Source organism: Rhodococcus sp. B50, from assembly GCF_013602415.1.
In the GTDB taxonomy this organism is placed as follows: domain Bacteria; phylum Actinomycetota; class Actinomycetes; order Mycobacteriales; family Mycobacteriaceae; genus Rhodococcus.
Genome location: NZ_WPAG02000002.1, coordinates 883,161 through 904,200 on the forward strand (window position 1 = coordinate 883,161; position 21,040 = coordinate 904,200).

25 protein-coding genes are annotated in these 21,040 nt (G+C 70.3%); 7 read left to right on the forward strand and 18 right to left on the reverse strand.

The genetic code is table 11. From position 1 onward, the window contains the following. Nucleotides 1-2: 2 nt before the first annotated feature. Nucleotides 3-1,199: a Fic family protein gene (locus GON09_RS04460; protein WP_213930767.1), complete on the reverse strand. Its 1,197-nt coding sequence runs from the start codon at nucleotides 1,197-1,199 to the stop codon at nucleotides 3-5. Nucleotides 1,200-1,336: 137 nt separating this feature from the next. On the opposite strand from GON09_RS04460, the gene GON09_RS04465 reads away from it, so the two are divergent. Continuing rightward, complete coding sequence (locus tag GON09_RS04465) at nucleotides 1,337-2,026, forward strand: ZIP family metal transporter (RefSeq protein WP_213930768.1); 690 nt, start codon at nucleotides 1,337-1,339, stop codon at nucleotides 2,024-2,026. 39 nt (nucleotides 2,027-2,065) lie between these two features. Here GON09_RS04465 and GON09_RS04470 read toward each other — a convergent pair whose 3' ends face one another. Continuing rightward, entirely contained in the window at nucleotides 2,066-2,809 is a 744-nt protein-coding gene (locus GON09_RS04470; RefSeq protein WP_213930769.1) for a VIT1/CCC1 transporter family protein, read from the reverse strand. Between the two features lie 69 nt (nucleotides 2,810-2,878). Next, nucleotides 2,879-3,928 carry an NAD(P)H-binding protein gene (locus GON09_RS04475; RefSeq protein WP_213930770.1) on the reverse strand — a complete coding sequence of 350 codons (1,050 nt, stop codon included), beginning with the start codon at nucleotides 3,926-3,928 and terminating at the stop codon, nucleotides 2,879-2,881. A gap of 197 nt (nucleotides 3,929-4,125) precedes the next feature. Here GON09_RS04475 and GON09_RS04480 point away from each other — a divergent pair, with 197 nt between their 5' ends. After that, nucleotides 4,126-5,010 (forward strand): alpha/beta fold hydrolase, encoded by an 885-nt coding sequence (locus tag GON09_RS04480; RefSeq protein WP_213930771.1) that lies wholly within the window; start codon nucleotides 4,126-4,128, stop codon nucleotides 5,008-5,010. A gap of 12 nt (nucleotides 5,011-5,022) precedes the next feature. On the opposite strand, the gene soxR is transcribed toward GON09_RS04480, so the two are convergent. After that, complete coding sequence (gene soxR, locus GON09_RS04485) at nucleotides 5,023-5,514, reverse strand: redox-sensitive transcriptional activator SoxR (RefSeq protein ID WP_213930772.1); 492 nt, start codon at nucleotides 5,512-5,514, stop codon at nucleotides 5,023-5,025. 89 nt (nucleotides 5,515-5,603) lie between these two features. Then, the gene (locus tag GON09_RS04490; RefSeq protein WP_213930773.1) at nucleotides 5,604-5,822 is read right to left on the reverse strand and encodes a hypothetical protein; all 219 of its coding nucleotides are present in this window, start codon (nucleotides 5,820-5,822) and stop codon (nucleotides 5,604-5,606) included. A gap of 116 nt (nucleotides 5,823-5,938) precedes the next feature. Between GON09_RS04490 and GON09_RS04495 the strand changes: the two genes are divergently transcribed. After that, nucleotides 5,939-6,121, forward strand: a complete 183-nt coding sequence (locus tag GON09_RS04495; protein WP_213930774.1) for a hypothetical protein — start codon at nucleotides 5,939-5,941, stop codon at nucleotides 6,119-6,121. 402 nt (nucleotides 6,122-6,523) lie between these two features. Here GON09_RS04495 and GON09_RS04500 read toward each other — a convergent pair whose 3' ends face one another. Further along, a complete protein-coding gene (locus tag GON09_RS04500) occupies nucleotides 6,524-6,730 on the reverse strand; it encodes a hypothetical protein (RefSeq protein WP_213930775.1) in 207 nt (68 codons plus the stop codon). Nucleotides 6,731-6,939: 209 nt separating this feature from the next. Here GON09_RS04500 and GON09_RS04505 point away from each other — a divergent pair, with 209 nt between their 5' ends. After that, nucleotides 6,940-7,200: a hypothetical protein gene (locus GON09_RS04505; protein ID WP_213930776.1), complete on the forward strand. Its 261-nt coding sequence runs from the start codon at nucleotides 6,940-6,942 to the stop codon at nucleotides 7,198-7,200. Between the two features lie 41 nt (nucleotides 7,201-7,241). Here GON09_RS04505 and GON09_RS04510 read toward each other — a convergent pair whose 3' ends face one another. Both GON09_RS04510 and GON09_RS04515 read right to left on the reverse strand, forming a co-directional pair. Further along, nucleotides 7,242-7,607 (reverse strand): HNH endonuclease, encoded by a 366-nt coding sequence (locus GON09_RS04510; protein ID WP_213930777.1) that lies wholly within the window; start codon nucleotides 7,605-7,607, stop codon nucleotides 7,242-7,244. Between the two features lie 64 nt (nucleotides 7,608-7,671). Beyond that, nucleotides 7,672-8,742 carry a class I SAM-dependent methyltransferase gene (locus tag GON09_RS04515; RefSeq protein WP_213930778.1) on the reverse strand — a complete coding sequence of 357 codons (1,071 nt, stop codon included), beginning with the start codon at nucleotides 8,740-8,742 and terminating at the stop codon, nucleotides 7,672-7,674. A gap of 204 nt (nucleotides 8,743-8,946) precedes the next feature. Here GON09_RS04515 and GON09_RS04520 point away from each other — a divergent pair, with 204 nt between their 5' ends. Continuing rightward, nucleotides 8,947-9,333, forward strand: a complete 387-nt coding sequence (locus GON09_RS04520; protein ID WP_213930779.1) for a ParD-like family protein — start codon at nucleotides 8,947-8,949, stop codon at nucleotides 9,331-9,333. Continuing rightward, complete coding sequence (locus GON09_RS04525; RefSeq protein WP_213930780.1) at nucleotides 9,330-9,899, forward strand: zeta toxin family protein; 570 nt, start codon at nucleotides 9,330-9,332, stop codon at nucleotides 9,897-9,899. The genes GON09_RS04520 and GON09_RS04525 overlap by 4 nt, the downstream gene beginning before the upstream one ends. Nucleotides 9,900-9,918: 19 nt before the next feature. Here the strand turns inward: GON09_RS04525 and GON09_RS04530 are convergent, their stop codons facing one another. Genes GON09_RS04530 through GON09_RS04555 form a run of 6 tightly spaced genes read right to left on the reverse strand, consistent with a single transcriptional unit; the run spans nucleotide 9,919 to nucleotide 16,726 of the window. Then, nucleotides 9,919-11,646 (reverse strand): CocE/NonD family hydrolase, encoded by a 1,728-nt coding sequence (locus tag GON09_RS04530; RefSeq protein WP_213930781.1) that lies wholly within the window; start codon nucleotides 11,644-11,646, stop codon nucleotides 9,919-9,921. A gap of 18 nt (nucleotides 11,647-11,664) precedes the next feature. Further along, nucleotides 11,665-12,606, reverse strand: a complete 942-nt coding sequence (locus tag GON09_RS04535; RefSeq protein ID WP_213930782.1) for an MBL fold metallo-hydrolase — start codon at nucleotides 12,604-12,606, stop codon at nucleotides 11,665-11,667. Next, nucleotides 12,599-13,531 (reverse strand): alpha/beta hydrolase, encoded by a 933-nt coding sequence (locus GON09_RS04540; protein ID WP_213930783.1) that lies wholly within the window; start codon nucleotides 13,529-13,531, stop codon nucleotides 12,599-12,601. Before GON09_RS04540 ends, GON09_RS04535 begins: the two co-directional genes overlap by 8 nt. 42 nt (nucleotides 13,532-13,573) lie before the next feature. Continuing rightward, complete coding sequence (locus GON09_RS04545; protein ID WP_213930784.1) at nucleotides 13,574-14,689, reverse strand: FAD-dependent oxidoreductase; 1,116 nt, start codon at nucleotides 14,687-14,689, stop codon at nucleotides 13,574-13,576. A gap of 46 nt (nucleotides 14,690-14,735) precedes the next feature. Further along, entirely contained in the window at nucleotides 14,736-15,692 is a 957-nt protein-coding gene (locus tag GON09_RS04550) for a phosphotriesterase family protein (protein ID WP_213930785.1), read from the reverse strand. A gap of 50 nt (nucleotides 15,693-15,742) precedes the next feature. After that, entirely contained in the window at nucleotides 15,743-16,726 is a 984-nt protein-coding gene (locus GON09_RS04555) for a phosphotriesterase (RefSeq protein ID WP_213930786.1), read from the reverse strand. A 146-nt stretch (nucleotides 16,727-16,872) separates the two neighbouring features. On the opposite strand from GON09_RS04555, the gene GON09_RS04560 reads away from it, so the two are divergent. After that, a complete protein-coding gene (locus GON09_RS04560; RefSeq protein WP_213930787.1) occupies nucleotides 16,873-17,463 on the forward strand; it encodes a TetR/AcrR family transcriptional regulator in 591 nt (196 codons plus the stop codon). Nucleotides 17,464-17,482: 19 nt separating this feature from the next. Here GON09_RS04560 and GON09_RS04565 read toward each other — a convergent pair whose 3' ends face one another. The 4 genes from GON09_RS04565 to GON09_RS04580 are packed head-to-tail and all read right to left on the reverse strand — an operon-like array spanning nucleotide 17,483 to nucleotide 20,961. Further along, nucleotides 17,483-18,418, reverse strand: a complete 936-nt coding sequence (locus GON09_RS04565) for a LysR family transcriptional regulator (protein WP_213930788.1) — start codon at nucleotides 18,416-18,418, stop codon at nucleotides 17,483-17,485. 10 nt (nucleotides 18,419-18,428) lie between these two features. Further along, the gene (locus GON09_RS04570; protein ID WP_213930789.1) at nucleotides 18,429-19,598 is read right to left on the reverse strand and encodes an NAD(P)/FAD-dependent oxidoreductase; all 1,170 of its coding nucleotides are present in this window, start codon (nucleotides 19,596-19,598) and stop codon (nucleotides 18,429-18,431) included. Next, nucleotides 19,595-19,789 (reverse strand): ferredoxin, encoded by a 195-nt coding sequence (locus GON09_RS04575; RefSeq protein ID WP_213930790.1) that lies wholly within the window; start codon nucleotides 19,787-19,789, stop codon nucleotides 19,595-19,597. The genes GON09_RS04570 and GON09_RS04575 overlap by 4 nt, the downstream gene beginning before the upstream one ends. Continuing rightward, on the reverse strand, nucleotides 19,786-20,961 hold the full coding sequence (locus tag GON09_RS04580) for a cytochrome P450 (RefSeq protein ID WP_213930791.1): 1,176 nt from the start codon (nucleotides 20,959-20,961) through the stop codon (nucleotides 19,786-19,788). Before GON09_RS04580 ends, GON09_RS04575 begins: the two co-directional genes overlap by 4 nt. Nucleotides 20,962-21,040: the final 79 nt, after the last annotated feature.

Consider the following 21,040-nt stretch of genomic DNA (forward strand, 5'->3'; position numbering starts at 1 on the left):
GCTCAGGCGCGACGGCGTTTGGCACGCGCGGCGAACTCGTCGAGCACCCGCACCACGTCCTTCGCCTGCCAGATGCGGTTGCGGCGACCCTCGGTGATCTGCGTGAGAATCCCCGCGTCCACCAACCGGTCGATCGCGATCTGCGCGTTGGCGCCGGTCACCGACAGCGCCGCCGCGGCCGTGCGGTTGTCGATCACCGGTTGCCGCAGCAGCACGTCCACCAGCCGGTGGACCGCCGAGTCCCGTCGCGCCGTCACCTCGGAACGCCAGCGCTCCCGCACCGCCTCGAGGTCGGCGACGAGCGTGCGGCCGTTGGCGACCGCCGCGAACGAGGCGTCCACGATGGACCGCACGATCGGCCCGATGTCCCCGGCGCGGTAGGCGCCGAGCGCCGCGAAATACTCCGCCGTGTTGTGCAGCAGACCCGCGGAGACCGGCACGGCGACACTGCGGGTGAGCTGCCCGCCCCGCAGCATCGCCTGGATCAACGCCCGTCCGACGCGGCCGTTGCCGTCCGGGAAGGGGTGGATGGTCTCGAACTGTGCGTGTGCGACCGCGATCTGCGCCACCACCGGCAGATCGTCCCGGTTGGCGAAGACCACCAGATCGTCGATCAGCTCCGGCACCCGCTCGTGGTGCGGCGGCACGAAGTGGGCGGTGTGCGGGCCCAGGCTGCCGCCGCCGATCCACACCTGCTGCTGCCGCCACCGGCCGGCGATGGCCGGGTCGTCGTGGTCGAGCAGCGCGTGGTGCATCCGCAGGATCGCGGCGGCATCGATGGCGTCGGAAAGTTCCAGCGCCGCGCGCATGGCGCGTACGTTGCCGACGATGAGGCGGGCGTTGCGGGAGGCGTGTTCGCCGAGTTCGGCCAGCGCGATCTGCCGGGCGCCGCTGGAGAGGTTCTCGATCTCCGAGCTCGATGCGCTCTCGGTGCGCAGCAGGATGGAGGCGAAGGGGGCGGTGATGTGGCCGACCTCGACGTCGAAGCGGGTCAGTTCCGTCGCCGCCTCCTCGGTGAGCGCCTGCAGGTCACCGCCGAGCGGGAGGGGTCGCTGCGCGATGAAGGGGGGTACGGCGGCCCGGTAGGGGCCGGTGGTGAGGCGCCGTTCGCGGCGTGACCCGTAGGCGTCGCTGCCGGTCCAGGGGTGCTGCTCGTAGTCGAGCGCGGGCCACTGCGGAGGGTCGTCAAGCGATGCCATCTCCGCAACATACCATTGGATAGTGCACTATCCAATGGTATGGATGGGTGGGATGCTCGGTTCCCCACGCCGCCACCGGGTATCCGAAGCACCGAAGCAGGGAACAACACACCCATCCCGGACCGGAGGACAGCGCGGTGTGGACGGCAGCGTGGTACGGGCTGGGCACCGCAGTGCCCCTGTTCCTCGGCGCCGTGATCGGCCTGCGCTACGACCTGCCCCGACCGGTGCTCGCCGGATTGATGGCCTTCGGCGCCGGCGCCATGGTCGCGGCGGTCTCCACCGAACTGTTCGCCCCGGCCTTCGCCGATCAGGGCCTGTGGTCCGCCGGCGGCGCGCTGATGCTCGGCACGCTCGTCTACGTCGTCGCCGACCACCTGATCGAGAACAGGCTCGGTCCCGCGGCCCTGGGATGGGCCCTGATGCTCGGCGCGCTGCTCGACGGCATCCCGGAGAACGCCGCCCTCGGCACCACCCTCGCCGAGGCGCACTCTGCCGGCCTCGTGCTGCTGGTGGCCGTGGCGGTCGGCAACATCCCCGAGGCCGTCGCCGGAGCCGCCTCGATGCGCGCGGACTTCCCGCACCGCACCGCCCTGGCCATCTGGGGTGTCACCGCCGTGCTGCTCGTCGCGGTGGTCGTCGCGGCCGCGGCCTTCGCCGACTCCCTGCCCCCGGCGGGGATCTCCCTGATCCAGGCCTTCGCCGGCGGCGCCACCATCGCCGTCATGGCCGACTCGCTGATGCCCGAGGCCTATCGGGAAGGCGGCTGGTGGGTCGGCATCTGCACCGCGGCGGGATTCCTGATCGCCTTCGCGCTCGGCGCATGAACCGGCCCGCCCGGCACGCTCGCGACGCGGCGGTCTCCGCTACAGCGCCACGTCGAACAGCTGACCCACCGCATAGGTCACGGCCATCGCCAGCGCCCCGCCGAGCACCACCCGCAGCACCGCCCGGCCACGCCGCGCCCGACCGAGCCACGCACTGATCGATCCGGTCGCGGCCAGCGCACACAGCACCGCCACGAACGTCACCGGGATCCGCACGGCTTCCGGTACCGACACGATCATCAGCAGCGGCACCAACGCCCCGAGAGTGAACGACACCGCCGACGACAACGCCGCCACCCACGGATTCGCCAGTTCGGTCGGATCGATCCCCAATTCCACCTCGGCGTGGGCCGCGAGCGGATCCCGGGCGGTCAGCTCCTCGGCCGCGGCACGCGCCGTGACCGCCGACAACCCCTTGCTCTCGAGCAGTTCCGAGAGTTCGTCGAGCTCGGCCTCCGGCATCGCGGCGAGCTCGCGACGCTCGGTGTGCAGCGCCGCACGCTCCGTGTCGCGTTGCGTGCTCACCGACACGTACTCGCCCAGCGCCATCGACACCGCGCCCGCGGCCAGCCCCGCGACACCGGCGGTGAGGATCGTCGACTCGTCCGTCGTGGCGGCCGCGACACCGACGACCAACCCGGCGGTCGAGACGATGCCGTCGTTCGCGCCGAGCACACCCGCCCGCAACCAGTTGAGCTTGCCCGCCAACCCACCGGTGTGCGGTTCGACGCGCTCGTGCTGCCCGCGGGAATCGTTCGCCGACGGCGGATTCGGTAGCGACATGTCGAGAAGTTAGCACCGGGCCCCGAGATGCGACAGGACGGACATCCTTACCTCACCCGGTCCGAGGTTTCAGTCGTCGCGCCGACGTATCCGCGTTCGGCCCCCCGGAGGGATTCCCCGCGCCGAATACCGGCGGGCCTCCGTGGCGGCGACCGCCCAGCCCGGATCGCCGGGCAATGGGCCCATCGGATCCCGATCCCCGCACGGGACGCTCGTGTCGGCGGGAAGCACCGCGCGTTGCAAGGCCCGCTCGATGCCCAAGGGCCGGTAGCCGGACGGGACCAGGCTGCCGATCCACCGGGAGTCCCGGGCGGTCATGTCGTGACGCAGACTCTCCATCAGGGCCGCCACGGTTTCGGAGGGCACCTCCGTCAACCACGACCCGATCCGGCCGATCACCGCTTCCGGCAGCCCGGAGAGGGTGACCTGCGCGCGCGGCATCCCGGTGATCCGGCCGTAGAGCCGCAGCAGTTCGGGATACCGGAGGACTTCACCGCATCCCACATCGAACGACCGGGTGGGCAGCTCCGACACCGCCGCACCGGCCACCGCCGCGGTCAGGTCGACGATTGCGACCGGTTCGACCCTCGAGTTCATCCAGTCGGGCACCACGGTCACGGGTAGCCGCCCACCGAGCTGACCCAGCACCTCGAAGCTCGTCGACCCCGATCCGAGCACCATCCCGGCCCGCAGGGTGAGCACCGGCCGACTCGACCGGGACAGTTCCTGCTCGACCTCCCACCGGGAGAGCAGATGTTCGGACAGCTCGTGCGGAGCGCAGTCGGGGACGAAACCGGACACGTAGACCAGGCGGGACGCCGAGGATTCATCGACCGCGTGCCGCACCTCGTGGGCGGCCGCGAGGTCGACCTCCCGGAAATCCGCCGACCGCATCCCGTGTACGAGATAGATCACGACGTCCACGCCGTCGAGCGCCGCGGGGAGAGTGTCGCCGTCGGTGACGTCCACCTCGGTGGTCTCGACGCTGTCGTGCCACCAGAAACGCTGCAAGGAGAGGGGATCGCGGGCACCGGCCCGCACGGTGCCCCCGGTGGCGAGCACAGCGGGAACGACCCGGCTGCCGACGTAGCCGGACGCCCCGATCACGAGAACTCTCATCTGCCGCCCCGTCTTCCATCGACTCCCCGGTGGATGCACCGGCCGGGCCTGCCGCAAAACATCGGAGACGGATCCGACCGCCCCAGATGGTGTTACCGTTGGTTACAAACACTTGTGGCCGGGAGAGAAGGGGCCTGCACCTTCCCGCCCCGGAGCGCGGGCGACCATTCACCGGCCCCCGAGACGCGAGGACAGCCATGACCACCCACACCGTCACGAACGGATCCGTCCGGCTCCACGTCGTCGACGAAGGCAACCCGCACGGACCGACCCTCGTCCTCGTCCACGGCTGGCCCGACACCCACGCCCTGTGGGACCGCATCACACCCCTGCTCGCCGACGACTTCCGCATCCTCCGCTACGACAACCGCGGCGCCGGCAACTCCACCGTCCCCGACGCAGTGGCGCACTACCGACTCGAGCACCTCGCCGCCGACCTGCACGCCGTGATCGACACCCTCGCCCCGAACGAACCGGTCCACCTGCTCGGCCACGACTGGGGCGCCGTGCTGTGCTGGGAAGCGGTGTGCGAACCCGCCGCCGGCGACCGCATCGCCTCCTACACCTCCGTGTCCGGCCCCAACCTCGACCATCTCGGTCTGTGGCTACGCCGGCGGCTCCGGCAGCGGCGCCCGCTCGGACCGGCCGAACAGGCCCTCGCCTCCGCCTACACCCTCGCCTTCCAGATCCCGGGCCTGCCGAATCCCGTACTGCGCCGCTGGCTCTCCCACCACTGGCCGGCCTTCGTCGGGTTCTTCGACCGCACCGACCCCGCGGCAATCGAACCCGTCGCCCCGACCCTCGCCGACGACATGGTGCACGGCCTGTCCCTGTACCGGGCGAACATCCGCGCGCGACTCACCCGGCCCCGCGAGCGGCGCACCGACCTCCCGGTACAGCTGATCCAGAACCTGCGCGATCGCGCGGTGCGGCCGGTGAGCTACGAGGACACCACCCGCTGGGTCACCGATCTGCGCATCCGGCCGCTCGACGCCGGACACTGGTCGCCGCGCTCCCACCCGCACGAACTCGCCGACGCCACCGCCCGGTTCGTGCAGCAGATCGAAGCGGCGCGCGCCTGACACCCGGCGGCATCAACCGGACGAGGATTCCGCGCGCGGCGCCGGCTCCACCGGAGGATCGTCGTGCACCGGCAGCCGGCGCGGACCCGGGCCCTGCGCCCCGAGCACGTCGCCGGGATTCGCCAGCGGGCACGACGCCAGGCTCAGGCAGCCGCAGCCGATGCAGTCGGTGAAACTGTCGCGCAGCGCGGTGAGGTCCTCGATGCGGCGGGTCAGCCGGTCGTGCCACGCCCGGGACAGGCGCGCCCAGTCCTCGGTGGTGGGCACACGACTGTCCGGCAACGAATCGAATGCCTCCTTGATCTCGTCGAGGGACACCCCGACGCCCTGGGCGACCTTGATGAACGCGACCTTGCGCAGCGTGTCGCGACGATAACGGCGCTGATTGCCCGAGGTGCGGCGACTGGTGATGAGCCCCCGCGACTCGTAGTAGTGCAGCGCCGACACCGCCACCCCGGAACGGTCGGCCAGCTGGCCGGGCGTCAGCCAGATCGCAGGGTTCATCGGTGCCCCTCCTCACCCCGCCGAGTTCGTGATCGAGTTGTGTGCTGCACAGTACCGGCCCGGCCACCACGGACGCCGGGTAGCCGGGCTCAGAACGACGGCGGCCCGAACTCGGCGGCGACCTCCGGCGCGTCCATCCTCAGCATGTCGTAGGCGGTGTGCGCCAGCGACCGCACCGATTTCGGATAGGGCCGCTCGAAACGCTCGCAGACCCGCGCGGTGGCCAACGCAGCCTCGAACCGCCACTTACGGGAACCGCTCACGAATGTGCGGGCCTGGTACAGATAACTCGATGCGGGGATCGTCACGCGACCACCGTAGAACCTCGGACGGATACCGGGGGAGCACCACGCGGAGATCGTGCAATGTCACTGTCACCGTGACGAATCGTAGGACGCGGCGAGGCGCCCGAGGGAGGGGAGAGGTGTTCGATCCCGAGTCGCCGACGACGGTGGTGCGCGTGCCGCCGCATGCCGACGAGGAGGTGGGGGCACGGTCCGCGTTCGGGGCGGACCGGGGCGAGGAAGGCCGCGCGAAGCGTGTTCTCGTCGAGGCGAATGTCACCTGGAATCGAAATGCAGTGGTGCAGTACATGATTCATGGATAACGGTGATTATCCATCAAACGTGGACGAGGTGAGAGTGGGCGACGGGCGGTATCCGCACCTCGGGGGACGGGGCTCATCCGGGGTGTCGTTGCGCATCGCTCGGCAGGATGTGCCGCGTATACGTCGCACACGCCGTCGACCGCATGGCGTCGTCGCATCGGACATCGGCGAGTTGCGTGTCGCCGCAGCGCGTCGTCGGTGACTGTGCGGCGATCGGTTCATCGACTCGATCCGACTCGGGCGCCTCGGGTCGGGGCGCGCCGGAATCCGCCCCGGATGGGGTCGAGCTGAGCCGGGGCGACGGCGCGGAGCTTCGGGAGGATGGCGCATCGTTGCGGACCCGACGATGCCGAACCGCTCGAACGCCCTGCCGCAGCGGTCCGGAGGAGGACCGATTCCGCACTAGTTAACATAATGTAGATTATCGGCAATATCGATCTGCGCGATGAACGGGGGTTCGGCGCGGATGATCCGGATGCTGCGGCGCCGCGTCGGCTCGGTGTTCGCGGCCTCGTCGCACGCACCGCATCGCACTGTGCGCCATGTCGACGCGCCGTTCGCTGTGTCGCGCGCGCCGCGTTGCGCGATCCCGGCCGCACCGACTCGCATCCGACCCGAGGATGCTGCGTCCACGGTTCCCGGTCTGTGCGTTCCGGGCTCCGACCCGAACCGTCCCGGATCGGCCGGCTCGCGTCCGTTCGCCGTCTCCGATCACCCGTGGCCGCCCCGGCGGGTCTGCGGCCCTCGTCCCCTGTCGATCCCGTCCGACCACCGTGAAAACGTCACAGTGACGTTTTGAGTGGTTACCGCGGGTCCTGATGAGCACGCGGAACTTCACCGATATCGTCGGCGTGGCGGCAATGGCGCGATCCGAAAAGGTCGACCGCGAGGCAACCGCCGCTCGTGCTTGCATCCGGGTCGCCGTCCGCATGCTGCGGGTGCGGACGCCGGTCGCCGGGGGCGGTCCTCCGCTCGTCGCCGGGGTCGTCCTGACGTGCATGCGGCTCGCGTCCCTTCGGGTCGAGGGTGCGACCTCCCCTTCTCCGCCCGGGTACACGAAGCCCAAATCGTCACAGTGACATATTGGTCTTTGTGTCCCCCGGGAGGTGGACGACCGTGTTCACGACGGTCGCCGTAGCCTCCGGAGTTGGGCGGACAGATAATCCCGGGCGCGACGATGACCGCCGACCCGGACGAGTTCGTCGGCGAGCTCCTCGAGCAGTCGCGCCAGCAACTCCTCGTCGGGCGCCCAGCCGGCGCGCTGCCGGCACCGGTCGAGCCATTCGACCGGGGCGACGTGCCCGCGGTCGGCGTTGCACCGGCGGCAGGCGGCGACCTCGTTGGCGGTGATGCTCGGCCCGCCTTTCAGGCGCGGCACCAGATGATCGGTGGTCGGGGTGATCAACCGCCCGAACTCGCGTCCGCACCACAGGCACCGCCCGTCCTGACGGTCGAGGGCGAGCGAGAGCCGGGTGACGCGGTTCATCCTCCGATCGTGGCCCATCGGCGCCGTCGGGTCGCCGATGGGCCCGATCAGGTTCACGGAGGGCTCAGGGGCGGGCCTCGAGGACGAGGTTGAACGGGGTTTCGGTGGCGCGCCGGAAGGTGCCGAATCCGGCTTCGGCGGCGACCTCCGCGAGCCGGCGCTCCCCGGCCTGGGCGCCGAGTCCGAGCGCGACGGGCTGGTCGAGCGACGACGGGGTGCACAGCACCGTCGAGGCGGCGTAGTACATCCGGCCGACCGGGTTGAGGTTCTCCGGCAGGCTGTCGCGGGCGAACGGTTCGACGAGCATCACCGCGCCGTCGTCGGCGAGCGCGCCGCGCGCGTACCGCAGGGCGCCGACGGGATCGCCCATGTCGTGCAGGCAGTCGAAATAGCAGATCAGGTCGTAATCGGATCCGGGGAAATCCACTGCCGAGGCGACCTCGAAGGTGACGTTGTCGACGCCCTGTTCGGCGGCCAGTTCCGTCGCCCGCGCGATGGACGCGTCGTGATAGTCGAAGCCGCGGATGGTGGACTGCGGGAACGCCTGTGCGAGCAGGGTCGTGGAGACACCGTGGCCGCAACCGATATCCGCGACGGTGGCGCCGTTGCGCAGTGTGTCGACGACCCCGTCGAGGGCGGGCAGCCACACGTCGACGAGGTTGGCGCGGTAGCCGGGCCGGAAGAACTGCTCGGTGCCGATGAACAGGTCGGGATCGTGCTCGTGCCAGCCGAAACCCTCGCCGTTGCGGATGCGTTCGGCGATGCGGCGGCGGTCCTTGTACACCGAGCCGATCAGGTGGAAGCCGCCGGCCATGTAGACGGGGCTGTCCTCGCGGGCGAGGGCCATGGCGTGTTCCGGTGCCAGGGTGAACGTCCCGGCATCGGGGTCGTAGGAGAGATAGCCGCTGGCGGTCTCGGCGGACAGCCATTCGCGCAGATAGCGTTCGCGGATGCCGGTGCGGGCGGCGAGTTGTTCGCTGGTGACCGGGCCCGCTTCGTCGAGCGCGCGCCACAATCCGAGTTCGGCGCCGATCAGCACCAGTGCGCCGTTCATGGCTGCACCCATGTCGACGACGAGTTGTCCGAGGGCCTGTTCGAGTCGGGCTTGGTCGGGTTCGTGTATCTCCGTGGTCATCACGCACCTCCTGGCGATGGGAGTACTCGCTCACCGTAGGTCGCGTGGCGGGTCCCTCGGCGACGGCTCGGGTTCGATCGGGTGTCGATCCGGGTGACGGTGCGGACCGGGAGGTCACGAACCGATGATGAGCGGGGCGCCCGGGATGCGCATCGTGTTGCAGATCGCTACGCTCGTAGCAGACTGCAACATCAGGAGGCCGTCATGACGTCGTCCACCGACAAGGTCACCCGCTTCGACGCCGAACTCGTCGACAGTGCCATCGCCGAGGGCGGCCGCCAGAATCGCACCGGGCGCCAGCAACTCGAATACTGGGCCCGCATCGGCCGCGCGATGACCGCCCACGAGACGGCCTCCCTGCATCGGGTGCACGAGGCCTTGGCCGGGACACGGGAGCTGGACGATCTCACCGCCGCGGAGGGACGCCTGTTCGACGCGGAGATCGACGCGCGCCTGGCGGACGGTCTGGCCGGCACCGAGTACGCCGGGGTGCTCGCCGCGCGCGGGGTCACCACGGTGGTGCTGGACGACGAGGGCCGGTTGGTCGAGCAGCGTCCCGACGGTAGTCGCCGGGTGCTCGACGACGCATGAGGCGTCTGGATCTGATCGTCGGTCCGAACGGTTCCGGCAAGTCGACGTTCGTCGAGTTGTCCCTCGCTCCCCTGCTGCCGCGCAGTGTGTTCGTCAACGCGGATGTGATCGCGCGGCAGCGCTGGCCGGAGCGGGCCGAGGAGATGTCGTACGAGGCGGCGCAACTCGCCGCGGCCGCGCGGGATCGGCTGGTGCGACGAGGCCGCTCGTTCATCGCGGAGACGGTGTTCTCGCATCCGTCGAAGCTGGAATTGATCGATCGGGCGCACGAGGCGGGATATGTGGTGGTGCTGCACGTGATGCTGGTGCCCGAGACGATGTCGGTGCTGCGTGTGCAGTACCGGGTGGCCTCCGGGGGGCATGCGGTGCCGGAGGACAAGATCCGGGCGCGCTATCGGCGGCTGTGGCCGCTGGTGGTCGAGGCGATCCGGCGTGCCGATCAGGCGACGGTGTACGACACCGCCTCGGGGACCCCGGCGCCGGTGGCGCGGTTCGCCGCCGGGGTCCCTGTCGGTGCGGTCCGGTGGCCCGGGTGGGCGCCGGTGGCGCTGACCGGGCTGGGGTGAGACGGATCCGGGGTGGGGATCAGTTCTCCGTGCTGCCGGTGGTGAACGGCAGCACCAGCCGCGAGTGGTGTGCGGCGTCCCGGTAGATCTTGTGGGTGACCGGGCGGCCGACGGGCAGGTGGAAGGCGTCCGGGGGCAGCAGTGCGTTGTGTTCGTCGGCGAGCGGTTCGTTGTTCGACAGTTCCACGACGAGCTTGTGGCCCGGCATGAAGGTGTTGGCGAACGGATACAGCCGCAGCACGTATTCCTCGATGGCGCCGGGTTCGACCGGCACGGCGCGGGTGTGCGGGTGGTGGGGATCGCCCTCGGTGGTGCGCTCGTCGAGCTCGCGATGGGAGGCCTTGAGGTAGCCGGTGGTGATGAGCTGCCGTTTCCCGGTGGGGGCGTAGTCCCACATGCGGAGGATGAAGTTGGTGTCGGGCTGGTCGATCTCGGCGAAGATGTGTGCGGCGCCGGTGCCGATCATCTCGGTGGGTTCGGCGAAGACCGGTGTTTCCCACTTCAGGATCTCGACCTTGTCGGTGACCGTGAGCGGCGCCTGGTAGAAGCCGTCCGGTGCGGCGTAGCGGGTGTCCATCGGTTCGGGGTCGGTGGAGAGTTTGCCGCGCGGGCGCAGGTACAGTGCCCGGTGCTCGATGTTCTTGGGGGGCCACTGGTCGGCGGTGATGCGGTGTCGCGAGCCTTCGACGAAGACGGTGACGGCGGGTTCGTCCATGATGCCGTTGTCGATGCCCTTGAGCCAGTGGTCGTACCAGCGGAACATCGTGTCGTGCTCTTCGATGAAGGGCCGCGACTGCATGGGCGGGTAGGGGCCGATGTCGAGTTTCTTCGGTCCCTGCAGGGCGTGGAACAGTTCGATGGTGCCGTCCATCGTCCAGCCGCGGCCCTGGTCGATCTGCAGGTAGACGGGGATGTCGATGTTGCGGGCGAGGTTGATGGGGTTGCGTTCCTCGTACCAGTCGCCGTCGAGTTCGTTGGTGACGATGTCGAACCAGGCTTCGTGGTGCTTCGGATAGTTGAGCACGTGCACGAGGTTCGGCCAGGCCGCGACGTCCGGGTCGGCGAGCCGCTCGGCGACGCGCGCCCGAATCTCTTCGGGGGTGTATGTCTCGAGCATGCGGGATTTGACGCGGTCGGTGAACGCCCAGCCGGAGTCGCCGCCGCGTCCTTCGCGGGCGGCGCGGGGCATGAACCACATGATGCCGCCGTGGTAGGTGGTCTCGTAGAAGTCGTAGTGGCCGCCGGAGACGAAGATGGCCTTGAGGTGCGGGGGGCGTTCGGCGGCGGCGAGGACCTGCATGGAGCCGAAGTAGGAGATGCCGATCATGCCGACGTTGCCGTCGCACCAGGGTTGGGCGGCGACCCATTCGATGAAGTCGTAGGCGTCCTGGCCGAGGGAGACCCCGCCGGCGTTGTAGTTGCCGATGTGTTCGCCGTCGGAGTCGCCGGAGCCGCGGATGTCGCCGATGACGTGGACGTAGTCCTCGGCGACGACGCGGGCGATGTCGCCGGCCTCGATGCAGCCGTCCCACATGGGGCTGGGGCGGCGCTGCGGCGGGGTGGTCAGGGCGAGGGCTTGGAGCTCCTTGCCGTAGGGGCTCAGGGCGACCAGTGCGGGGCGGGGCCTGTCGTCGACACCGTGGTAGGCGTCGGCGGCCAGCTCGATGCCGTCACGCATGGGGACCCGCAGGTGTTTGCGGATGTGGATGGTCTGTCCGCCTGCCTCGAACGTGTCGAACTCGGCCATGAGCCTACGACTCCTTCTCTATCGGTACTTGTGCGAAAACTGGGTGCGGTAGCCGTGCAGCGTCGTGAAGAACGGGGACGGTTCGAGGGTGGGATCGCCGGTGTAGCCGAGTTCGTCGGCGACCGGGGTGAACGGCGCGTACGCCGAGTCGGTGTCGAGCAGTCCGTGGCACAGGCAGCGGTGGACGGCGTCGCGCACTCCCCCTTCGATGTCGACGCTGTCGCGCAGCGCTTCGGCGGCCTGGTCGCGGTCGAGTTCGACGCCGTAGGGGGTGCCGTCGGCGCGGCGGTAGGGGTGCCCGAGGTAGAGCTTCTCGGGGCGGATCGTCTCGCGCAGGTAGGCGAGACTGTCGCGGTAGGCGTCGGGGTCGGTGTAGCCGGGGAAGCCGTTGGCGGCGCCGTGCACCTGTACGGCATCGCCGACGAACACGCTGTTCTGGCCTTCGACGACGTAGGCGACCGAACCCGGGGTGTGGCCGGGGATGGAGTGCACGGAGATCTCGGTGCCCCCACCGAGGGAGAGCGTCTCGCCGCCGCGCACGAGCAGGGTCGGTTCCATCTCCCCGGAGATGACCGCGTCGGCGGCGGCGGTGACCTTCGCGGCCCCGTCGGGATCGTTCAGGTACTGTCCGCGGCCGGCGAGGTAGTCGTCGACGTGCGCCTGGCGTGAGCGCAGCAGCGGGGCGTCGGCTTCGTGGATGACGACCTGCGCCCGGCGGCCGGTGGCCTCCCACAGGGCGTGGGCGCCGCCGATGTGGTCGATGTGCCCGTGGGTGAGCAGGATCCAGCGGACGTCCTCGAGGCGGCGGCCCAGCTCGGCGAGGGCGGGGGCCATGCCCTCGGCCGGGGACGAGGCGATGCCGGTGTCGACGATCGCGGGTTGCTCGGCGTCGATGAAGAAGGTGTAGAGCCCGAACCGTCCCCACGGGGAGACGATCGGGTGGATGTTCACCTCACCCATGCCGGGTGCCCTGCAGGAAGGCCGCGGTCTCGTCGAAGACCTGCGCGTATTCGGGGATCCATGAGAAGTTCTGCACGAAACCGTGGTTGGCGCCGGCGTAGCGGCGCCGTGTCACCGGCACCCCGGCCTCCTCGAGTCGGCGGGCGTACAGTTCGCCTTCGTCGCGCATCGGGTCGAACTCGGCGGTGACGATCAGCGCCGCGGGTAGCCCGGTGAGGTCCTCGCGCTTGATCGGTGAGACGCGCGGGTCGGCGGGGTCGGCGCCGCTGTCGAGATAGAAGGCGTTGAACGGCTTCAGGACGGCGGTTTCGAGGCCGTAGCCGACGGCGTTCTCCCGCATCGACGGGTAGCGGCCGGAGTCGAAGTCCAGGTCGAGGGACGGGTAGTACAGCACCTGGTGGGTGATGCGATCGAACCCGTCGTCGTGGGCGAGGGCGGTGACCGCGGCGACGAAGTTACCACCGGAGCTGTCTCCCGCGACTGCGAGAGTCGTTCCGTCCCAGCGCAGTTCGTCGCCGTTGTCGGCGGCCCAGCGCACCGCGGCGTAGCAGTCGTCGAGGCCCGCGGGAAACGGCGCCTCGGGTGCGCGGCGGTAGCCGACGGACACCACGGTGCAGCCGGTGGCCTTCGCGAGGTGCCGGGCGACGTGGTCGTGGGTGTCGAGGCTGCCGAGGAAGAATGCTCCGCCGTGGAAGTAGACGAGCAGACCGGAGGTGTCGGCGTCGGTCGGGGTGTAGACCCGCACCGGCACCTCCCCTGCCGGCGTCGCGGCGATCGTGTCGCGGACGTCGTGCAGCGGCAGTCGCTCCGCGAGCGGCGGCACCTGGGCCTGCTCCCCGGCGCGCATCGCGGCCGGATCGAGCGGTCCGGGCGGCGGGGCGGGCAGATCGGCGAGGATCCGGGCGATCTCGGGGTGCACGGGCATGGCCGGTCGTCTCCTTGATGGGTGAGCGGGGTGGGCGGTGAACTACTGGGCGGGCTGCTGGGAGGCGGGCTTCTGACCCGGGAAGACGTCCTGGACCTCGTCCTCGGTCCAGCCCTGCCGGGAGATGCGCTGCAGTTCGTCGGTGACCGGCTTGCGCTGCGCCTGGTAGGCGGCGAGCGCCTCGGCGACGGTGTCGGCGTCGCGCAGGCAGTCGGCGAGCACCCCGGCATCGAGGATCGCCGAGTTCGCACCCTGGCCCTGGTGGTGCAGCATCGAATGGGCGGCGTCGCCGACGAGCACCACCGAGTCGGTGTGCCAGCGGTCGATCGGGTCGATGTCGTAGACGCCGCGGATGTTGACGATGTCCATGTCGAGGCCGGCGGTGATGTCGACGATGCGCTGGTCGAAGCCGGCGACGGTGGCGAGCATGTCGTCCTTGCTCACCTGCGGCGCCCAGTCCGGATCCGGGCACAGGGCGGTGATGTCGAAGGACACCTGATCGCGGTGGCGCAGCGGCAGCAGGTACACCTTGGTGCCCTTGCCGATGTACATGCGCAGGTTGTCGTCGGTGACCATGCCGTGCGCGTCGGCGACGTCGATGACGGCGCGGTAGGCGCGTTCGCCGGAGAACACCGGCTCGGCGTCGGAGAACAGCTGCTTGCGGACGACGGACTTGATGCCGTCGGCGCCGATGACCAGGTCGGCGTCGACGGTGGTGCCGTTGGTGAAGGTCAGGGCGGCCTTGTCGCCGCGGTCGGTGACGGTCTCGAGCTTGTAGCCGCACTTGACCATGCCCTCGGGCAGGACGCCGATGAGGGTGTCGATGAAGTCGCCGCGGTGGACGAGATAGGTGTGCTTCTGGTCGCCGTGCGCCGGCCAGGTGTCCTTCATGATCGGATCGCCGGTGGCGGTGAGGATCTCGAAGTAGTCGCTCGGCGAGCTCACCGCCGCGATGTCGTCGGAGATGCCCCACTCGCGGAAACATTCCATGCTCGACGGGCGCAGCCCGATGCCGGCGCCGACCTCACGGATCTCGGTGGCCTGTTCGTAGACGGTGACGTTCGCGCCGAGCACGCTCAGGGCCTTGGCGGCGGCGGCACCGGCGTAGCCCGCGCCGACGATGGCGATGGTGAGGTTCTTCAGGTCCGAGATCTGCATGTGATGTCTCTTTCGGTGGGCGCGGCGGTGCGCCGGGAGGTTCGGGTCAGGGCTGCGCGATGGTGAGGAAGTCGGCGGGGTTCTCGACGAACAGCGTGGTGATGGTGGCCTCGTCGAGTCCGGCCTCGCGCAGGTCCGGGATGAGGTCCTCGAACAGGTAGTTCACGGTGTGTCCCTTGACGCCCGGCCAGCCGAGTGGGCTGCAGTTGGCGTCGACGCCGGCCAGGGCCTGATCGAGGTGGCCGGCATGCAGGAAGCGCAGGAAGTGGGCGAGGCGTTCTTTGCGGGGGCGCGCCCAGAACGGCGGATCCTCGAGTTCGGTTTCGTAGCCGAAGGTGTCGAAGCCGACCCGGCCGCCCTGCTGCGCGATCCAGGTGTCGCGGGTCTTGTCGGCGTTGACGCCGTCGTCGGCGTGCCCGAACAGCACGCGGTGCAGCGGCAGGCCTTCCTCGGTGAAGATGGCGATGGCGTTCTCGGCGTCGATCGCGAGGTGGGTGAGGATCGGCACGCCGGTCTCGAGGGCGGCGCGGGCCGCGGCGCGGTAGATGCGCTTGTCGAGTTCGGTCATCTTCCCGCCGCGGGACACCCCGACCTTGATGACCCCGGCGCGGCTGCCGGTGTCGCCGATGCCGACGGTGATCTCGTGCACGAACTGGCGCATCAGGTAGTCGACGGAGGCGCGTTCGAAGAACGGCAGGGCGGTGTCGCCGCCGACGAAGCCGGTGCAGGCGACGATGTGGACGCCGGTCTTGGCCGAGAGCGACTTGTAGTAGTCGATGTCGCGGCCGTTGCAGATGCCGGTGACGTCGACGAAGGTGCCGCCGCCGTACTCGTGGAACGTGCGGAGCTTCGGGACGGTCTCCTCGTAGCGGACCTCGGGGCTCTTCCACCAGCGGGTGTCCAGCTCGGAGCCGGGCATGCCGTATCCGATGTGCTCGTGGATGGCGACGATGCCCAGTTCCTCGGGCGCGATCGCACCCAGGACGGTGTTCACTTTCGACACAACAATTCCCCTTCGGGACGAAGACTTCTCGATGACGGCTGGTCGGCGGCTCAGCGCGCGGCCAGCAGATCCTGCGGGTTGGTGGTGAGGATCTGCTGCACGGTGTCGTCGGCGAGGCCGGCGGCGCGCAGCTGCGGCGCGAAGGCGGTGAGCACATCGCCGAACGGCAGGTCGCGGGCCGGGTGGCCCTTGGCGACGCCGGTGGCGCTCGCGGACAGCAGGATCCGGTGGCCGAAGCCGGCGGCGACCAGCTCGGTGACCAGGGTGACGCGCTCGGCGTCGGAGACGTGGGTCTCGTCCTCGGTGCCGACATGGTCGAGGGCGAGGTAGGCGCCGCGGCGGGCGATCTCGGCGGGGGCGCCGGCGGCGACGGCGTCGCGGCGGTCCAGTCCCCCGACGACGATCCGGTCGGCGGGCAGCTGCTCGTCGAGGGCGACGTCGAGGTCGGCGAGCGGGTCCTTGCCGTAGCGCAGGGACACCGCGACACCGGTGTCGCGGCCGGCGCGGGCCGCGCCGCGGAACAAGCTCTCCTCGGTGGCGGTCATGCCGTCGGGGTTCGCGGCGGTGGTGATCAGGCCGGCGGGGCCGCGACGTTCGACGCGCGGCACGACCATGCCGTCGGTGACCTCCCGGGCGAACAGGTCGGCGAACTTGTCCGCGGGCCACGGGGTGGGCGGATTGGTCTGCGGGGTGAGGAAGTAGCCGCCGAGCAGGTTCTCCGGGCCCAGGCCGGTGGAGGCGACGATGTGCACTCCCGACGCGCGGGAGAGGTTTTCGTACATCGGTACGTCGCGACCGTGGAACATGCCGGTGGCGTCGACGAGGGTGCCGCCGCCGGCAGCGCGGAAGTCGCGGAGCTTGCCGAGCAGCGTCGCGAAGATCTCGGCGCGGTCGAAGTCGATGTCGTAGGCGTGCTGGGCGCCGGGCAGCACCGAGAGCAGGGCCTCGTGGACGGCGACGACGCCGAGGTCGGCGGCAGCGACCGGACCGAGGACGGTGTGGACGGTGGCGGTCGCGGTCTCGGGGCCGGTCATCGCACTTCCTTTCGTCAGCGTCGCAGAGATACGACGTGGTACGAGTCACAATAAAGATTCGGATTACATGATGTCAAGTGAATGATCGCGACGAAGTGTGACTGTACCCGTCGGTAACCCAGGGGTCGAGGCTAGGATTCCTGTTCATGTCGCTCCGCGCTGCCCAGAAGCAGATGACCTACGAGCTGTTCCTCGCCAAGGCGCTCGAGTTGTTCGGCACCAAGGGATACGCCGCGACCACCGTCGACGACATCGCGACCGCGGCGGGCTCCACCCGAACCACCTTCTACCTGCACTTTTCGTCGAAAGCCGAGGTGATGAGCGCACTGCTGACCAAGGTCGACAGGATCCTCACCGCCGCCGACGACCCGACGCTGACCACGGTGGTCGCGTCCGGCTCGCGTGCCCTGCTCCGGCAGTGGCTCGATCGCAAATTGTCCCAATGGGACGAGATCAAGCCCTACATGACGGCGTCCTATCAGGCGGCACACGAACCGGACGTCGCGGCGACCACCGAACAATGGTTCGAAAGCGCCGTCACCGACATGACCGCCGGTCTCGACCAGGCGGGCCGCCTCGACCCGCAACGCCGACGCATCCGCTGCGTGCTCGCCTTCGGGCAGCTCGAGCACATGTCGCGGCGCTACTTCTCGCTCGGCTGGCGCACCCCACGGCAGATCTGCCTCGAGGAACTCACCGACTCCTGGTGCCACCTGCTCGACGTCCACGAGGACTGAGCGCCGGGCACGGACCCGCTCAGCGGCCGGCGACCGCCTCGGCGGTCACCTCGACGAGGATCGCGCGCAGCCAGGAGATGAATGCGGTGTCGGCCAGACGCGGATTCCACACCATGTCGATCCCCAACGGCGGCATCGGCAACGGGAACTCCTCGATGCGCAGCGGCAGCTGGCGGCGCATCTCCGCCGCGACCCGCCAGGTGTGGATCGCGACCCCACCGGCGCGCGCCACCAGCTGCGGCACCATCAGGAAATCCGACACCGACCGGCCGATCCGATAGGTCACCCCGGCCGCATCGAGCGCTGCATACGGGGTGATGCGGTGCCGCGCGTCGTAGGCGGTGTGCGGCACCGACTCGAGCAATTCGAGCGCCGCGGCATCGGGCGCGGTAGCGGGGTGCGCGACGACGACCCACCGGTTCTCGTATAGCCGTTCACGCGGATAGGGCGCGGCGAACGCCTCCGACACGAGCACCACATCCACCCCGTCGTCGGTGAAATCCGCCGGCTGCGGTTCGACGAAGGTGCGGATGCGCACCGTCGCGTGCGGGGCCCGCTCGGCGATCGTGCGCAGCAGCTCCGCGCCGGCCACGAAGGCGGTGCTGGTGGTCATCGCCAGGGTGATGGTGCGCTTGTCCCGGGCCGGGTCGAAGCCGGGGAAGTTCACCACCCGCGCGGTCTGCCGCAGCACCGCCCGCAGCGGCGCGATCAGCTCGACGGCCCGTGGGGTGAGCACCAGCCCGCTCCCCTGCCGCACCACCAGCTCGTCGCCGAGCAGCCGCCGCATCCGGCCCAGCGCATGACTCATCGCCGGTTGCGTCATCCCGACCCGCGCGGCGGCGCGGGTGACCGAGCGTTCCTCGAGCACCGCCAGCAGCGGCACCAGCAGGTTGAGATTCACCGCGGCCAGCCGCGCGAGGTCGGGATCTGCGGGGTGCTGCGGAGGGCGATTCACCCTCGCGAACTTACCGAGCTGTCCTCGCGGTGGTCGGCACTTCTCCGGTGGCCGCGGCGCGGCGCAGCTTCGGGATGGGGATGCGGTGGTTGATCGCCACCGCCACGCCGGCCCCGTCCGGATGCCGCCAGTGCAGCAACACGGGGCCGTGCGGGTCGCCGGCGGGGTCGTCGCCCAGCAGGACGGTGGGTTCCCCGGCGACCGGCAGGTGCCCGATCGCCTTGAGGTGCAGTCCGAACTGTTCGGTCCAGAAGTACGGATCGGCATCGAACTCGGGTGCGGCGTCGCCGAGCAGCAGTGCCGCGGCGGCCGCGCGGGCCTGCTCGATCGCGCTGTTCCACAACGGGATCCGTCGCACCACCCCGCGGATCGGCGCATGCGCGACGTCCCCGGCGGCGACGATGCCCGGTGCGATCCGGCCGCGCGAGTCGGCGATCAGCCGCCCGTCGGTGAGCAGCCCGGAACCGCGCAGCCACTCGACGTTCGGCATGTCGCCGATCGCGGCGACGACCAGCTCGGCGGAGACGCGGCCGCCGTCGTCGAGGCTCACCGTGCCGGCGTCGAGGCCGGTGGCGGTGCCGTAGACGAGCTTCACCCCGGCGGCGGTCGCGGCGGCGGTGAACAGCTCGGACAGATACGGCCCGAACTGCGGACGCATCGGCGCGGTGTCGGCGACGACGGTGACCTCACAGCCCGCCTGCGCGGCCGCGGAGGCGACCTCCATGCCGAGCGGTCCGGCGCCGACCACCGCCACCGACGGACGGCCGGTGAGCCGCTCGCGCAGGGCGAGGGCGTCGTCGAGGGTGCGCAACACCAGCGCCCCGGCCCCGAGCGGCCGGGGTCGGGCGCCGGTGGCGATGACGAGCCCGTCGAACGGCAGGTCGGTGCCGTCGTCGAGACGCACCAGATGCGCGTCCACGTCCAGGCCGATCGCGGCGACCCCGAGGCGTTCGGTGGCGCCGTGCGCGGGGGCGGCGAGTTCGTGGGAGCCGCCGTCGGTGAGCAGCGCCTTCGACAGCGCCGGCCGCGAGTAGGCGGGGATCGGTTCGTCGCCGACGACGGTCAGCTGCCCGCCGAAACCGGCGGCGCGGAGGCTGTCGCAGGCGCTCTGCCCGGCGATGCCGTTGCCGACCACGACGATCCGCTCCATCACGGTGTTCACGCGAGCTGCGGTGTTCATGCGAGCTTCAGGGCGGCGACGGGACACACCCGCACGGCGGCGCTCGCGGCGGCGGCCTGCGGGCCGCTCTCGGGCATCTCGGTGACGTCGAGGACCAGTTCGCCGTCGTCGTCGAGGTGCATCAGCTCGGGGGCGGCCTCCTCGCACAGTCCGTGACCTTCGCAGCGGGGGCGGTCGAGGGTGATCTTCATGCCGGAATGACCTCCGTGATATCGAGCCGGTCGATGGAACGAGTGGTGTTGCCGGGCACCCGGGTGGGCTCCGCGGCGACCAGTCGGCGCGCGTGCCGGGCGAGGGCGGCGATCACGGCGTGTGCCTCGAGGCGGGCGAGGCCCTGCCCGGCGCAGCCGTGCGGGCCGTACCCGAAGGACAGGTGGTCGACCGGGTTGCGCCCGACCCGGAAGGTGTCCGGATCGTCGTAGTGCCGCGGATCGCGGTTGCCGGCGCCGAGCAGCACCGCCGCCTGCGCCCCGCCGGGGATCACATGGCCGTCGATCTCGACGTCCCGGGTTACGGCACGCCCCCAGGCGTGCAGCGGCGCCCAGTAGCGCAGCACCTCCGCGAAGGCGGCCGGCACCAGCGTCGGATCGGTGCGGACGAGGTCGAACTGGTCGGGGAACGCCGCGAACAGCGCGATGAGGTTGCCGATGGAGGCGATGGTGGTGTCCACCCCGGCCCCGAGATACTGGTGGATGATGTGCCCGGCGCTACCGGCCGCGATGGCGCCGCGGGCCTCGGCGTCGAAGATGCCGCGCCCCACCGAGCCGGGAGCCAGGTCCTCGGCGGTGACCTGCGAGCACCACGCATACAGTTCCCCGGCGATGGGGAAGTTCTCGGCGGTGCGCTGGTTCATCGGGCCGAGCACCTCCATGGCGGCCTGTCCCCACCGGAGCATGTTCGCGCGCACCTCGCCGGTGAAGCCGATGAGGTCGGCGACGACCTCGAGCGGGAAGGCGCGGGCGAGGGCGTCGATGGCGTCGAAGGAGCCCGTGTCCACGAGTTCGGCGACGAGGACGTCGGCCTTGGCGTCGATGGTGGTCTTGAGCCCGCGCAGCGCCCGGGGCGAGAGGTTCTCGGTGAGGGTGGCGCGCAGCTCGGTGTGGATCGGCGGGTCCGAGGCCAGGGAGGTGCCGCGCAGTGCCTCGTTGGCGGCAGGGTTGAAGGCGATGCTGCGAGAGGAGAAGGTGGCGGTGTCGGCCAGGGCGCCGCGGATGACGTCGTAGCGGGTCAGGGCGTACACCTCGTGGGTCGGCAGGTACACCACGGGTCCGAGCTCGCGCAGCCGCGCGAAGGTCGGGTAGGGGTCGACGAGGACGTCGTCGGCGAACAGGTCGACGTCGGCGGTGGGAGGGCTGCTGGTCATGCCCCCAGTGAAGCGACCCCCCGGAAATTAATCCAACTCATAATGTGCATCATCGGCCATGCATCCGATGCATGTTTCT